Consider the following 13,486-nt stretch of genomic DNA (forward strand, 5'->3'; position numbering starts at 1 on the left):
ATCGGTCGGGACGTCGTTCTCGCGGGAGTGGTACGTGTGCTCGGAGCCGACCTCGTATACGCGGCGGCTCCGAGCACACGTACCGTTTGCGCGAGGATGCGATGACGACACGGTCAGATCGGTCCCCGGTCAGTGCTCAACCGAGCAGGCCGCGTACCCGTTCCATCGCCTCCTCGACGGTCGACACCGAGAGCGTCCCGGCGGGTTCGGGCGGCCGGTCGACGACGATCACCTCGATACCGCGTTCGGCGGCGACGTGCAACTTCGCCGAGGTCAGCGACCCGCCGCTGTTCTTGGTGACGATCAGATCGAGTCGGTGCTCATCGATCAGCGCACGCTCGTTCGCGAGCGTGTACGGTCCGCGGGAGCGGAGGACCAGATGGTGCGGAGGCAGCGCGGTGTCGGGCTCGTCGACCACGCGGATCAGGAACCACGCGTTGTCGACGCCCGCGAAAGCGGACACGTCCTGGCGGCCCGTGGTCAGGAACACCCGTCCGCCGCGGTCGGCGACGGCCCGCGCCGCCGCGGCGATGTCGGGCACGCGCGTCCAGCGGTCCCGCGGTCCCGGCTCCCACGCGGGTCTGGCGAGTCGGAGGTACGGCACATCGGCGTCATCGCACGCGTCGACGGCGTTCGGGGTGATCCGCGCGGCGAACGGGTGCGTGGCGTCGACGAGTGTGCCGACTCCGTTCTCGCGCAAGTAGTCCGCGAGACCTTCTCGGCCCCCGAAACCGCCGATCCGAACATCGCCCACCGGGAGGCGCGGATTCCTCACCCGTCCGGCGAGGGAGCTGATCACGTCGACGCCGTCGTCGGCCAGTCGCGCCGCCAACGCCCGGGCCTCGCCGGTGCCTCCTAGGATCAGGACCTCAGGCATCGGCGACGTTCCCTCGGAGCTTGGTCATGCGCGCCTGCGAGTACAGATAGCTGTCGACGAGGTCGGGGTGCGCGGCCCCGTCGAGCGCGCGCCCGACGAGGATCACCGCGGTCTTGGTGATGCCCGCGTCGGCGAGGGCCGCGGGCAGATCCGCGAGCGGTGCGCGCACGATCTGCTGATCGGCACGCGAGGCGAACGCGACGGTCGCCGTCGGAGCGTCGGCGCCGTAGTGCGGCGTCAGCTCCTCGACGATCTGCTCGGTGCGGTGCGCCGCGAGGTGCAGGGCGAGGGTCACGCCGGTGCGAGCCAGAGACGCCAGGTCCTCCCCCGGCGGCATATCGGTCGACAGCGTCGACACCCGTGTGATGAGCAGACTCTGCGCGACGCCGGGAACCGTGAGCTCGGCGTCGAGGGCGGCGGCGGCCGCGGCGAACGCGGGCACTCCCGGAACCAGCTCGTACGGGATGTCGAGCTCGCGCAGGTGCTTGAGCTGTTCGGTGAGCGCCGAGTAGAGGGCCAGATCGCCCGAGTGCAGGCGTGCGACGTCGTGCCCGGCCTCGTGTGCCTTCGCGATCTCGGCGATGATCCTGGTCAGCGGCATCCTCGCCGTGTCGATCGCGGCGGCGCCGGCGGGCAGTCGGTCGAGCAGTTCGCGGGGCACCAGGGACCCCGCGTAGAGGCAGGTGCGGCAACGCGTCAGGAGTTCGGCGCCGCGCACGGTGATGAGGTCGGCGGCGCCGGGTCCCGCGCCGATGAAGTAGACGGTCAAGCGTTGTCCTCAGTCTTGGTCGCGGTCCATTGGACGATCGGCAGCGAGGGTCGCCACGCCGTCGAACGGCCCAGCGGCGCAGCGTGTTCCACACTCAGACGCAGCAGGTCGCCACCGCGACGGTCGGCGGCGTCGGCGACGAGCCGCTCGGTCTCGCGGGTCACCGCGTTGGCGACGATCCGCCCGCCGACCCGCAGCGCGGACCACGCGTGCTCGAGCACCCGCGGCGTCATGCCGCCGCCGATGAAGACGGTGTCCGGAGTCGGCGCATCGGCCAGAGCGTCCGGTGCGCCGCCGCGGACCACGAGGCGATCGCCGACACCGTGGCGCTGCGCGTTCGCCGCGACGACGCGCGCCCGCTCAGGATCGGACTCGAACGCGTAGACGCGTCCGCCGTCGAGAAGGCGAAGCCACTCGATGCCGATGCTGCCCGATCCCGCGCCGATGTCCCACAGCGTCTGGCCTTCGGCGGGGCGCAGCGCGCTGACCGTGAGCGCCCGGATCGGCCGCTTGGTGAGCTGGCCGTCGTGGGTGTATTCGTCGTCGTCGAGTCCGGGGGCCCGACTCGACACCGGACCGACGCAGTCGAGTGCGACGATGTTCAGCGACGACGGCGCCCCGGTCCAGGTCGCGGCGGTGCCGGTGTGGTGTCGTTCGTGCGGTGCGCCCAGATCCGACAGCACCGCCATCGGCGAGGCGCCGAATCCCCGCCCGGTCGCGAAGTCCGCGACATCGGCGGGCGTCGTCGCGTCGCGAGACAGGATCAGGATCCGCGCACCGTCCGTGAGTCGGGACGCGAGCACGTCGACCGATGCGGTGACACAGCTGACGACGACGGTGCGCGCCAGATCCCATCCGAGGCGGGCGGCCGCCAGCGTGGCGCTCGACGGCGTCGGGATCACCTCGACGCGGTCGGCGCCGAGTACGCGGACCAGCGATGCCCCGACACCGTGGAACATCGGGTCACCGCTGGCGAGCACGTGCACCGGCGCGTCGGGTGCGGACTCGGCGAGTTCGGCGAGATGCTCGCTCATCGGGCTGCGCCAGACGATCCGTTCGGCGTCGACGACGGGAGGCAGCAGATCGAGTTGCCGCGCGGAGCCGTACACGATCCGGGCGGCCTCGAGTTCGCGATGCGCGTCCGGAGTCAGCCCGTTCCACCCGGCGGCACCGATGCCGACGACGACGAAGGATGCGCTCACCGCGACAGTCGCCTCCAGACGAACCGCGGGACCAGTCTCATCGCGAACGCCGCGGCGCGCAGCGGTCCGGGGATCCAGACCTCGCGGCGCCCCCTCCGATAGGCGGTCGCGACGGCGTCGGCCACCTGGTCGGCGGTCACGGACATGGGCGCGGGCTTCACCCCGGAGGCCATCAGGTCTCGGGTCATGGCGCCGACGACGAAGCCGGGCCGGGCCAGAAGCACCCGGACGCCGGTGTCGTGCAGTGCGTCGGAGAGGCCGCTGACGAACGCGTCGAGTCCGGCTTTGGTGGAGCCGTAGACGTAGTTGGCCTTGCGGGCGCGGACTCCGGCGATCGACGAGAACGCGATGATCGTCCCCGATCCCTGCGCCCGCAACGCCACCGCCAGCGGAGTGATCACACTGATCTGCGCGTAGTAGTCGGTGTGCGCGATCGCCAGAGCGTGCTCGACGTCCGTCTCGGCGCGGGCGCCGTCGCCGAGGACGCCGAAGGCGACGATCGCGGCCTCGATCGGTCCGTGGTCGGCCACGACGGCCTCGATGAGCCCGGGGTGCGAGGCGATGTCGTCGGCGTCGAACGCGACGGTGTGCACCGCCGTCGCTCCGGCGGCCTGCAGGACTCTGGTCTCGACCGCCAGGTCGTCGGGGCGTCTGGCCGCCAAGACCACTTCGCGGCCGGCGGCGAGTCTGGATGCGGTGGCGACGCCGATCTCACTGCGTCCGCCGAAGAGCACGATGGTTCCCACACCTGCAGTATTCCAGCCCGGCGTCCGCCGACTAGTGTCGGAGCATGCCGCGCACCCTCGCCGACCTCTCGCCCGCAGCTCACGCGATGCTCACCGAACGGCATCTGGGCTCCATCGCGACGCTCCGGCGCGACGGCACACCGCACGTGTGCCCGATCGGCTTCACCGTCGACCTCGATGCCGGCCTCGCGCGCGTGATCACCTCGGGCGGGAATCAGAAGGCCGTCAATGCGGCGCGCGGCGCCTATGCGTCGCTGTCGCACGTCGACGGCGCGCGGTGGATCACCGTCGAGGGGCCGGCGCGCGTGCTGACCGACGCGACGTCCGTGCGCGACGCCGAGGACCGCTATGCCGCGCGCTACAAGGCGCCGCGCGAGAATCCGAAGCGTGTGGTCATCGAAGTGACGATCACGCGGGTGATGGGTGCGCGGTCGATGTTCGTCGAGCGGTGACGGACCGGCGTCGGCCGTCACCCGCCGATGTGGCGGTCGTCGTCCGCCCCCTCACGGCGCCAACCGCACCAGGGAGTGCGGCCGGTTGTTGAGCGGCTCGCAGCCGTCGGCGGTCAGCACGACGATGTCCTCGATGCGGGCGCCCCAGTCGCCGCCGAAGTACACGCCCGGCTCGATGCTGAAGGCCATGCCCTCGCGGAGGATCTCGTCGTTGCCCGCGACGATGTACGGCTCCTCGTGGACCGACAGGCCGATGCCGTGGCCGGTGCGGTGGATGAACCGGTCGCCGTAGCCCGCCTCGGTGATCACCGACCGGGCGGCGGCGTCGACGGCCTCCGCCGTGACACCGGGTCTGGCCACCGCGACGGCGGCCGCCTGCGCCCGTTCGAGGACGTCGTAGGCGGCGGCGATGTCCGGACGCGGCGGCGCGAAGCAGTAGGTGCGCGTGGAGTCGGAGTTGTACCCGGGCTCCACCGGTCCGCCGATGTCGATCACGACGATGTCGTCCACGCCGATCACGCGGTCGGAGTGCTCGTGATGGGGATCGGCGCCGTTCGGCCCCGAACCGACGATGATGAACTCGGCGACGGTGTGGCCCTCGGCGAGGATCGCGGCGTCGATGTCGGCGGCCACCTGGCCCTCGGTGCGTCCGGGCCGCAGGAACTCGCCCATTCTCGCGTGCACGCGGTCGATCGCCGCACCGGCTCGCCGCAGCGCCTCGATCTCGGCGTCGTCCTTGATCATCCGGAGTTCGCGGAGCACCCCGGTCGCCAGCTCGGGGGCGTGCGAGAAGCGCTCGGACAGCGGAATCAGATGCAGTGCGGGCAGCGTGTCCGAGACGGCCAGGCGAGGATCGGCGAGCCCCGCGAGAGCCAATGCGTACGGGTCCTGACCGTCGACCCAGTCGACGACGTCGAGGTCGAGATCGCCGATCGCCGAATCGCGCAGCGACGCCAGTTCCAGTCGCGCGGTGACCACCCGCGCACGGCCGCGGGCCGGGATCACCAGGGCGGTCAGTCGCTCGAAGGTGTCCGCGTCGGAGCCGGTCAGATAGCGGAAGTCGGGGCCGGTACCGACCACGAGGGCGTCGAACCCCGCGTGGACGGTGAGGTCGGCGGCGCGCTCCAGGCGCCGGGCGTACACATCGGACTCGAATCGGGCTGCCATGGCACCCAGGGTATTGCACCGGTGTGGAAAGCTGATGGCATGACCGGATCAGTGATGCTCCTCGACGGCGCCAGCCTGTGGTTCCGTTCGTTCTACGCCCTGCCGGAGAAGATGACCTCCCCCGACGGGCGCCCGGTGAACGCGGTGCGCGGCTTCATCGACACGATCGCCGCACTCGTCACCGAGCATCGGCCCACCCGGCTCGTCGTGTGCCTCGACCTGGACTGGCGCCCGACGTTCCGCACCGATCTGATTCCGTCGTACAAGGCGCATCGCGTCGCGACCGTGGGCGACCACGCCGCAGGCGACGGCAGCGGTGACGTCGAAGAAGTGCCCGACACGCTGACCCCGCAGGTCGACATGATCCTCGAAGCGCTGCGCTGCGCCGGCATCGCCACGTCGGGGGCCGTCGGCTGCGAGGCCGACGACGTGATCGGCACGCTGGCCTTCACCGAGGCCGACGACGACGTCCTCGTCGTCTCCGGCGACCGCGATCTCCTCCAGGTGGTGGCCGACGATCCGGTGACCGTCCGCGTCCTGTACGTGGGCCGCGGCCTCAAGAACGCCGAGCTGATGGGTCCGGTCGAGGTCGCCGACAAGTACCACGTTCCGGCGGACCGGGCCGGCGCCGCGTACGCGGAGATGTCGATCCTGCGCGGCGACCCGTCGGACGGCCTGCCGGGCGTCCCCGGCATCGGCGACAAGACCGCTGCCAAGCTCATCACCGAGTACGGCGACCTCGACGCGCTCGAGGCCGCCGCGTACGACCCGTCGTCGTCGCTCGCCAAACGGGCCCGCAACTCGATCGTCGAATCGAAGGACTACCTGCGCGCGGCCCGGGTGGTCGTCGCCGTGCGCACGGATGCCGAGACCGTCCACAGCCTCGAGGACGACGTGCTGCCGACCGCCCCAGCCGACCTCGACGGTCTTCGCGCCCTCGTCGCCGAACTCGGCGTCGACAGCAGCGTCAACCGACTGTCCACGGCACTGGGCTGGGACGAGAGGTTCTAGTGCCCCGATCGGCGGACCGGCCTCAGTTCGTCGGGCGAGACACCTCGTAGGTGCCGTCCCCGTCCTTGACGGTCACGGTGACGTGCTTGTTGTCACCGTTGACGGTCACCGAGCAGGTGAAGGTAGTGCCCTGCTCGACCTTCTGGCCGCCGGGGCAGCTGACGTTCTTGACGTCCTTGAGCCCGTAGCCGTCGGGATCCGGTGACGTCAGGATCTTCTGCACGCCCTGTTCGACGGCGCTCTGGTTGAGCCCGCCCTTGGCCCAGTTCGGCCACACGAACGCGGTGATCAGCACGATCGCGGCGATCAGTACGACGACGCCGCCGATGATCGCGATCAGCTTGCCCTTGCCGCCGCTCGACGACGCGCCGTCGGCCGTCGGAGCGTACGGGTTGAGGGTCGGGTCGGCGGCGAACGGCTGCTGCCCGGCCTGCGGAGCCTGCTGACCGTACGCGGGTGCCCCGTACGGCTGCCGGCCGGGCTGCCCGGCCTGGGGGTATGCCGGCGCACCGTACTGGCCGGGAGCCGACTGCTGCCCCTGGTTCGGGTCGAACTGCGGCTGCCCGGTCGGACCGTAGGCGGGCGCCCCGTACTGGGGTGCCTGACCGTACGGACCGGGCTGGCCGTACTGGGGCGGCTGGCCTGACTGGGGCGGCTGGCCGGGCGCACCGTACTGCGGGGCGACACCTGGCTGGGGGTTCTGGCCGTACTGGGGGGCCTGCTGACCGTAGGCGGGCGGCTGACCGTACTGCGGAGCCTGCTGACCGTACTCGGGCGTCGGCTGCGGCGTCGTCGGTTCCGACGGAACTCCGGCCTGCGTGTAGGGTGCGGTACCGCCGACGGACGGCTGCTGCGGGCCGGGCGCGAAAGCGGTCTGCTCGTACGCGGCCTGCCCGTCTCCCGGATTCGGTGCGGTGGTCGACGCGTCCGGCTGCGGTGCCGGCGTCGCGGGCAGCTGCGAGATCGTGGTGGCGTCGGCATCGTCTCCGACGGTCGGCGCATCCGACACCGGGACGTCCGGCCGCTCCACGATCGACGTCTTGTCGTCGTCGGGCACGGGTGCACCCGGCTCGGTCGGCTCATTGCCAGTGGTCATCTAGACCTCTCCTCGTCAGTGTCGAATGCCCTGTCTGCGTCGGGTGTCAGGCTACCGCAGGACGACCCGCGCACCCGGCATGAACGACCGGTGTCGGCGGGTCAATCGAGCTCGGAGGCGACCACTCCTCGGCGCACTCCGGCGATCGCCCGCTTAGCCGCTCCGGCCAACGGCGCCGCCGGATCGAGGCTGCCTCGGATCTGCTCCAAGAGGTCGATGACCTGCCGGTTCCACCGGACGAAGTCGCCCGGGGACAGCAGGTTGCCCTGTTCGGACGCGGCGGCCAGCGCCTCCCGCAACGACCGCCCCGACGCCCATGCGAACACCGCCGCACAGAAGCCGGTGTCGGGTTCACGCGTTTGAACGACTCCGTGTCGATCCTGGACCCGATTGGTCGCCTCCCACACCTGGAGGGTGCCCGTCAGCGCCTCCCGCAGCGCCCGGTTCCCGGGCATCGAGTCGACGCCCGCGTTGTACGACTCGCGACGCGACTGGAACAGCACCGCGGACACCACCGCGGCGAGGTCCGGCGGCGTCAGCCGATCCCACACGCCCGCGCGAATGCACTCGGCGACGAGGAGATCGCTCTCGCTGTAGATCCGACGCAGGACCGTTCCCGTCGGGGTCACGCTCAACGCGCCCTGCCCGTCGTCCTCCAGGTAGTTCAACTCCAGCAGGACGGCGACGACGGCGTCGAAGTCGGTCTCGAGTTGGGAGGTCCGCTCGTGCACCGACTTCTCCAGGGCGCCGACCTCGCGTTGGATCCGCGCGCGCCGCTCGGCCAACCGGAACAGATCGTCCAGTCCGGCCGCCTTGTGCACCGGGTGTCGGCGCAGACGTCCGCGAAGCTCGTCGAGCTCGTGATCGGTCGGTGCCGCGTTCTTCTTGACACGGCCGCGCGGCCGCTCGATGCCGGAGTCCCGCAGACTCGCCGCGATCTCCCGGCGGGCGTGACGCGTCCTGGTGTCTTTCGGAACCCGGATGTTGCCGAGGACCTCCGGCGGATTGACGAACTCGGTGGTTCCGACACGACCGACCCAGCCGTCCTCGCTCAACACGAGCGGCTTCGGGTCGGCGCCCCGCCACGCGGGATCCAGGACCACGGCCAACCCTCGATGCCGACCGGCCTGCACCGCGACGACGTGACCGCGTTTGAGGGCGCCCAGGTCTTCGGCGATCGACTGCTCGCTGTCGTAACGGCGGATGAACCGCTGAGCGCGTTCGCGCTGCTTGATCGCCGCGCGCAGCTCGACGTACTCGACGAACGTCTCGGGATCGAGGGAGTGCCTGCCGGAGGCGGCGTCGAGCTCGCCGTCGATCTTGCGCAGGCTCCGCGTCGCCGAGTCGAGCTGGCGGGCCTGGCCGACCACCGAGCGGTCGGTCTGGAACTGGGCGAACGACTGCCGCAGCAGTTCCCGGGAACCGTCGAGTCCGAGCCGGTCGATGAGATTCATCGCCATGTTGTACTCGGGTGCGAACGAGCTCCGGAGCGGGAAGGTGCGCGCGCCCGCGAGCCCGGCGACCCGCTCGGGGATCACCTCGGGCGTCCACACCACCACGGCGTGGCCCTCGACGTCGATGCCCCGGCGACCGGCTCGGCCGGTCAGCTGCGTGTACTCCCCCGGCGTGAGGTCGACATGCGATTCGCCGTTGTACTTGACCAGACGCTCGAGCACGACGCTGCGCGCCGGCATGTTGATACCGAGGGCGAGGGTCTCCGTCGCGAAGACCGCCTTCACCAGACCCATCACGAACAGCTCCTCGACCGCCTGCCGGAACGTCGGCAGCATGCCCGCGTGATGCGCGGCGAAACCGCGGCGCAGCCCCGCGCGCCAATCGTCGACGCCGAGCACCGCCGCATCGCCGGGGGCGAGCTCGGTGAGATGACGGTCGACGACCTCGTCGACGCGGTCGGCCTCGGCGGGTTCGAGCAGATGCAGATCCGAACGCAGGCACTGGGCGAGGGCGCCCTCGCAACCGGCGCGGGAGAAGATGAAGGTGATCGCCGGGAGCAGGCCCTCGTCGGCGAGCATCGAGATCAGGCGAGGACGGGAGACGCCGGTCGATCGACTGCCCCGCCGTCCGCGCTCGCGCGCCATCGCGTTCCGATACTGACCGACCGCGTCGGCACCGAGGACCCGGTGCTTGATGTAGCGGCTCAGCTCGGGATTGACCTCCCGCTTGTCGCCGCCGCGCGGACGGCGGTCGAACAGTTCGAAGATCCGGTTGCCGACCAGCATGTGCTGGTGCAGCGGCACCGGTCGATGCTCGTCGACGACGACGGCGGTGTCGCCGCGGACCGCGGTGATCCAGTCGCCGAACTCCTCCGCGTTGCTGACGGTCGCCGACAGACTGACCACCCGCACGTCGGCGTCGAGTCCGAGGATCACCTCCTCCCACACCGCACCGCGGAAGCGATCGGCGAGGAAGTGGACTTCGTCCATCACCACGTGCGACAGGCCGACCAGCGCGGGCGAGTCGGCGTAGATCATGTTGCGCAACACCTCGGTGGTCATGACGACCACCGGCGCCGACGAGTTGATCGAGTTGTCGCCCGTCAACAGACCCACGTTCTCGTCGCCGTGCGCCGTCACCAGATCGTGGTACTTCTGATTGCTCAACGCCTTGATCGGCGTCGTATAGAAGCACTTGCCGCCGCGCGCCAACGCGAGGTGGACGGCGAACTCGCCGACGATCGTCTTGCCCGCACCGGTCGGCGCGCACACGAGGACCCCGAGTCCGTCCTCCAGTGCGGTGCACGCCTGGATCTGGAAGGGATCGATCGCGAAGTCCAGCCGCTCGGTGAAGGCGGACAGCTGTTCACCGGTGATCACAGGGTTCGTACTCATCCCCTACAGGATGTCATCGAATGTGTCGGCCGCGCGCACCGAACTCCGCTTCGGGGCACCGCCCAGAGTCGACGCGGGAGCCACCGGGGCGGGTCGCTCCACCGCGGAGGCCTGTTCCGAGCCGACCCGGTGATCGAGCGGAGAGGCCTCGTCGTCGGAGATGTCCATCCAGTCCGGACTCCGCTTGGCCTTGCGTCGATCGTGCAGCCGCGCGAACTGGATCGCGAACTCGAGCAGAACCGTCAGCGCCAGCGCGAGCGCGAGCATGGTGAACGGATCCTGACCGGGGGTGACCACCGCCGCGAACACGAACATGGTGAAGATCAGTCCCCGACGCCACACCTTGAGCTTGGCGTATTTGAGGACGCCGACCAGGTTCAACGCGACGATCAGCAGGGGCAGTTCGAAACTGATGCCGAAGATGATCAGCAGATGCAGCATGAAGCTGAAGTACTGGTCGCCGGAGAGCGCGGTCACCTGGACGTCGTTGCCGACGGTCAGCAGGAACTTGAAGGCCTTCGAGACGATGAAGTACGCGAGCACCGCGCCGCCGACGAACAGGACGGCCGATGCGGAGACGAAGCTCCCCGCGTACTTGCGTTCGTTCGTGTGCAGGCCGGGCGTGATGAAACGCCACAGTTGGTAGAACCAGATCGGACACGCCAGCACGATGCCCGCGGTCAACGCGACCTGCAGACGCAGCATGAACTGGTCGAACGGCCCGGTCGCCAGCAGTCGGCACTCCCCGTCGGGAGTCAGTGTGGCCCGCGTGTCGGCGGGCAGATCACAGTACGGTCGGCGCAGGAGCTCACCGAGCGATTCGATGCGCCACGGTCCGTAGCTGTACCAGATGAAGCCGACGATCGTCGTCAGGACGATGGCCGCGAGCGCGACGAGCAGACGGTACCGGAGTTCGTACAGGTGCTCCCGAAGAGGCATCGAGCCGTCGGGATTGACCTTGCTGCGTCGTTGTCGAGGGTCGAGTCGGCGGAGGTTGATGCGCACGCGAGACAGTCAGGTGCGCGGCTACGCCGACTTCTTGGTCTCGTCGCTGACGGTGACGTTCACATCGACGTCCGGATCGCTCGTGGTCAGTTCGTGCGGAGCCTGGACGTCGACGTGCGTCTTGTCCTTGTCGCCGTCCTTCGTCATCTCCGCCATCTCCGACTTGAAGATGCGCATCGAGCGTCCCAGGCCGCGTGCGGCCTCGGGCAGCTTCTTGGAGCCGAAGAGTACGACGAGCACGACGAGCACGATTGCCCAGTGCCACCAGGAGAGGGCGCCCATGAAGAAACCTCCGTTAGTTCTTTCGTGATGTCTGTGCTCACTCTACTCGTTCGGCGAGGGTCCGGCCGGACACCGGCGGAACACAGTCTGTTGAGTTGTATCATCACCCGATTCGGGCGATCAGTATCTCGACCGCGCCGCCGACGCGGTCGCGGCGACGGCCCGGGCCACATCGTGTTCGTCCGGCGCATCGACCAGACGCACGCGGCCGCCGAATCCGAGGAGGAACCGCACGAGCCACTGCGGCGATCCGTACCGAAGCCTAGCGGTGATCGGACCGTCTGTCTCGGCGGACAACTCGACCTCCGGCTCGGCCGGGTAGTACTCGAGCAGCCACCGCGCGTCCGGATCGATCTCGATGCGCGCGGTGGGCAGATCGTGGGGCAGCGTCGAACCCGTCGAGAACTCCTGGACGGGTGTGTCGGCGGGCGGCGACGACGGCTCGCCGGTCGGCTCGGCGGCCAGCACCCGGTCGAATCGGAACAGGCGCACCGCATCCGACGAGCGGCACCACGCCTCCAGGTAGCTCTGCCCGTCGACGGCCTTGATCCCGATCGGATCGACGATCCGGTCGGTCACCTCGTCGCGGCTGGGCGTGTAGTACTGGATCGCCAGCGCGGCGCGGTCGTTGACCGCCGCACGGATCGTCCGGCGCACCGGGTCGTCGGCGTCGACGGCCATCGGCGCCGCCGAGACCGCCGCATGCGACTCCCCGACCGCCTCCTCGATCTTCGCCATGGTCCGGCGCACCGCATCGGCGTCGACGGCGCCGGTGTCGACCAGCATGCGCAGCGCGATCAGCAGGACGTTGGCCTCCGTGCCGGTCAGCCGCAGCGGCCGATCCATGCCCGCGGTGAACCCGACGTGCACGTATCCGCTGGAGAACTCGATGTCGATGAGATCGTCGGGCATGTAGCCGGGCAGACCGCAGACGAACAGCTGCTCCAGGTCCTTGGTGAGCTGTCGTTCGGTGAGCCCGAGGTCGACGGCCGCCGTCGAGAGTTTGATGCCCGGGCGCGCCAGGAAGTACGGGACCATCGCCAGCAGCCGGGACAGCCTCGTGGGCGCCGCGCTCATCGGTTCGCCCCCTCCGGCGCGGCGACGAGCCGATCGAGCTCGTCGATCACCGTCTCCCGCAGATCCGCGGGTTCGAGGACGACGGCGTCGGCCCCCGCGCTGAGCACCGCTCGAACGACGCCGACGCGTGAACGCAGCTCGATCTCGGCGACGTCGCCCGGCTCGGATCCGAGCGGTTCGGACGTCAGCGACGTCGCCATGCGGCGCAGTCCCTGCGCACGCCCGTCGGCGAGCCAGATCCGCGCGGTGCCGCCCGTCGCGTCGTCGGTCCGCGAGACCGCCTCGTCGACCAGAGTGTTGAGATCGAGTCCGGCCGGCACGTGCACGGTGCCCCGGTCCGACGCGACCGCGACGTCCTCCACGCGAGACAGCCGGAACGTCCGGGTGGCGCCGCGGTCGAGATCGTGACCGATCACGTACCAGCGGCCGCGGTTCCCGACGACGCCCCACGGCTCGAGTCGGCGGACCGCCCGGCCTCGGGTCGAGCGGTGGGTGAACGTCACCGACTGGGCAGCCTCGACCGCTTCGATCAGGCCTCGGATCACACGCTCGGACCCCAACGACCGCGGTCCCCCGGCCTGGGTGACGCCCAGTTCGTCCGGGGCGACGACCTCGACGCCCGCCGCGCGGAGCTTCAGCACGGCGCTCTGCGACACGGCCGCGACCTCGGGCTCGTGCCACACGGCCGCGGCGGCCGCCAGCGCCGCGGCCTCGTCGGTCTCCAGGCTGATGTCGGGCAGCGCGTAATCGTCCGGCTTGATCCGATACCCTTCGTCGCCGACGCCGTTCCGCCCGGTCACGACGGGGATGCCGAGTTCACGCAGCTCGTTCTTGTCTCGTTCGAGCATGCGCTTGAAGGTGTCCTCGCTCTGATCGCCGTCGTATCCGGCGACGTTGGTCCGAAGATACTCCGCACTCACGAACTGACTCGTCGACATCAGGCAGATGACCAG

The 13,486-nt window shown here is 70.0% G+C and carries 13 protein-coding genes; 2 read left to right on the forward strand and 11 right to left on the reverse strand.

What is annotated here, in order from left to right:
• Positions 1-136: 136 nt before the first annotated feature.
• The 4 genes from BKA16_RS15490 to dprE2 are packed head-to-tail and all read right to left on the reverse strand — an operon-like array spanning position 137 to position 3,594.
• Positions 137-877, reverse strand: coding sequence for a cobalt-precorrin-6A reductase (locus tag BKA16_RS15490; protein ID WP_183371534.1), 741 nt, complete (start codon positions 875-877; stop codon positions 137-139).
• Complete coding sequence (gene cobM / locus BKA16_RS15495; RefSeq protein WP_183371535.1) at positions 870-1,646, reverse strand: precorrin-4 C(11)-methyltransferase; 777 nt, start codon at positions 1,644-1,646, stop codon at positions 870-872. The genes BKA16_RS15490 and cobM overlap by 8 nt, the downstream gene beginning before the upstream one ends.
• On the reverse strand, positions 1,643-2,848 hold the full coding sequence (cbiE, locus tag BKA16_RS15500) for a precorrin-6y C5,15-methyltransferase (decarboxylating) subunit CbiE (protein WP_183371536.1): 1,206 nt from the start codon (positions 2,846-2,848) through the stop codon (positions 1,643-1,645). The genes cobM and cbiE overlap by 4 nt, the downstream gene beginning before the upstream one ends.
• Positions 2,845-3,594, reverse strand: coding sequence for a decaprenylphospho-beta-D-erythro-pentofuranosid-2-ulose 2-reductase (gene dprE2, locus BKA16_RS15505; RefSeq protein WP_343067452.1), 750 nt, complete (start codon positions 3,592-3,594; stop codon positions 2,845-2,847). The genes cbiE and dprE2 overlap by 4 nt, the downstream gene beginning before the upstream one ends.
• Before the next feature lie 44 nt (positions 3,595-3,638).
• On the opposite strand from dprE2, the gene BKA16_RS15510 reads away from it, so the two are divergent.
• Positions 3,639-4,046 carry a TIGR03618 family F420-dependent PPOX class oxidoreductase gene (locus tag BKA16_RS15510; protein WP_183371537.1) on the forward strand — a complete coding sequence of 136 codons (408 nt, stop codon included), beginning with the start codon at positions 3,639-3,641 and terminating at the stop codon, positions 4,044-4,046.
• Positions 4,047-4,097: 51 nt separating this feature from the next.
• On the opposite strand, the gene BKA16_RS15515 is transcribed toward BKA16_RS15510, so the two are convergent.
• Positions 4,098-5,213 carry a M24 family metallopeptidase gene (locus tag BKA16_RS15515; RefSeq protein ID WP_183371538.1) on the reverse strand — a complete coding sequence of 372 codons (1,116 nt, stop codon included), beginning with the start codon at positions 5,211-5,213 and terminating at the stop codon, positions 4,098-4,100.
• Between the two features lie 39 nt (positions 5,214-5,252).
• Here BKA16_RS15515 and BKA16_RS15520 point away from each other — a divergent pair, with 39 nt between their 5' ends.
• Positions 5,253-6,224 (forward strand): 5'-3' exonuclease, encoded by a 972-nt coding sequence (locus BKA16_RS15520; protein WP_246371788.1) that lies wholly within the window; start codon positions 5,253-5,255, stop codon positions 6,222-6,224.
• Positions 6,225-6,246: 22 nt separating this feature from the next.
• Here BKA16_RS15520 and BKA16_RS15525 read toward each other — a convergent pair whose 3' ends face one another.
• The 6 genes from BKA16_RS15525 to BKA16_RS15550 all read right to left on the reverse strand — a co-directional run bounded on the left by BKA16_RS15525 (position 6,247) and on the right by BKA16_RS15550 (position 13,471).
• The gene (locus BKA16_RS15525) at positions 6,247-7,320 is read right to left on the reverse strand and encodes a DUF4333 domain-containing protein (protein WP_183371539.1); all 1,074 of its coding nucleotides are present in this window, start codon (positions 7,318-7,320) and stop codon (positions 6,247-6,249) included.
• 101 nt (positions 7,321-7,421) lie between these two features.
• Complete coding sequence (locus BKA16_RS15530) at positions 7,422-10,169, reverse strand: DEAD/DEAH box helicase (RefSeq protein ID WP_183371540.1); 2,748 nt, start codon at positions 10,167-10,169, stop codon at positions 7,422-7,424.
• A 3-nt stretch (positions 10,170-10,172) separates the two neighbouring features.
• Entirely contained in the window at positions 10,173-11,108 is a 936-nt protein-coding gene (gene tatC, locus BKA16_RS15535; RefSeq protein WP_183373104.1) for a twin-arginine translocase subunit TatC, read from the reverse strand.
• Between the two features lie 87 nt (positions 11,109-11,195).
• Entirely contained in the window at positions 11,196-11,456 is a 261-nt protein-coding gene (tatA, locus tag BKA16_RS15540) for a Sec-independent protein translocase subunit TatA (protein WP_183371541.1), read from the reverse strand.
• 120 nt (positions 11,457-11,576) lie between these two features.
• Positions 11,577-12,533, reverse strand: a complete 957-nt coding sequence (locus BKA16_RS15545) for a helix-turn-helix transcriptional regulator (RefSeq protein WP_183371542.1) — start codon at positions 12,531-12,533, stop codon at positions 11,577-11,579.
• Positions 12,530-13,471, reverse strand: a complete 942-nt coding sequence (locus tag BKA16_RS15550; RefSeq protein WP_183373105.1) for a helix-turn-helix transcriptional regulator — start codon at positions 13,469-13,471, stop codon at positions 12,530-12,532. The genes BKA16_RS15545 and BKA16_RS15550 overlap by 4 nt, the downstream gene beginning before the upstream one ends.
• Positions 13,472-13,486 lie beyond the last annotated feature (15 nt).

This window comes from Gordonia humi (assembly GCF_014197435.1).
GTDB lineage: Bacteria > Actinomycetota > Actinomycetes > Mycobacteriales > Mycobacteriaceae > Gordonia > Gordonia humi.

What these genes read in the sequence shown, in the direction of transcription:
- BKA16_RS15490 (WP_183371534.1), bottom strand. Translation starts at nt 877, where the DNA reads ATGCCTGAGGTCCTGATCCTAGGAGGCACCGGCGAGGCCCGGGCGTTG.
- BKA16_RS15510 (WP_183371537.1), top strand. Translation starts at nt 3,639, where the DNA reads ATGCCGCGCACCCTCGCCGACCTCTCGCCCGCAGCTCACGCGATGCTC.
- BKA16_RS15515 (WP_183371538.1), bottom strand. Translation starts at nt 5,213, where the DNA reads ATGGCAGCCCGATTCGAGTCCGATGTGTACGCCCGGCGCCTGGAGCGC.
- BKA16_RS15520 (WP_246371788.1), top strand. Translation starts at nt 5,253, where the DNA reads ATGACCGGATCAGTGATGCTCCTCGACGGCGCCAGCCTGTGGTTCCGT.
- BKA16_RS15525 (WP_183371539.1), bottom strand. Translation starts at nt 7,320, where the DNA reads ATGACCACTGGCAATGAGCCGACCGAGCCGGGTGCACCCGTGCCCGAC.
- BKA16_RS15530 (WP_183371540.1), bottom strand. Translation starts at nt 10,169, where the DNA reads ATGAGTACGAACCCTGTGATCACCGGTGAACAGCTGTCCGCCTTCACC.
- tatC (WP_183373104.1), bottom strand. Translation starts at nt 11,108, where the DNA reads ATGCCTCTTCGGGAGCACCTGTACGAACTCCGGTACCGTCTGCTCGTC.
- tatA (WP_183371541.1), bottom strand. Translation starts at nt 11,456, where the DNA reads ATGGGCGCCCTCTCCTGGTGGCACTGGGCAATCGTGCTCGTCGTGCTC.
- BKA16_RS15545 (WP_183371542.1), bottom strand. Translation starts at nt 12,533, where the DNA reads ATGAGCGCGGCGCCCACGAGGCTGTCCCGGCTGCTGGCGATGGTCCCG.
- BKA16_RS15550 (WP_183373105.1), bottom strand. Translation starts at nt 13,471, where the DNA reads ATGTCGACGAGTCAGTTCGTGAGTGCGGAGTATCTTCGGACCAACGTC.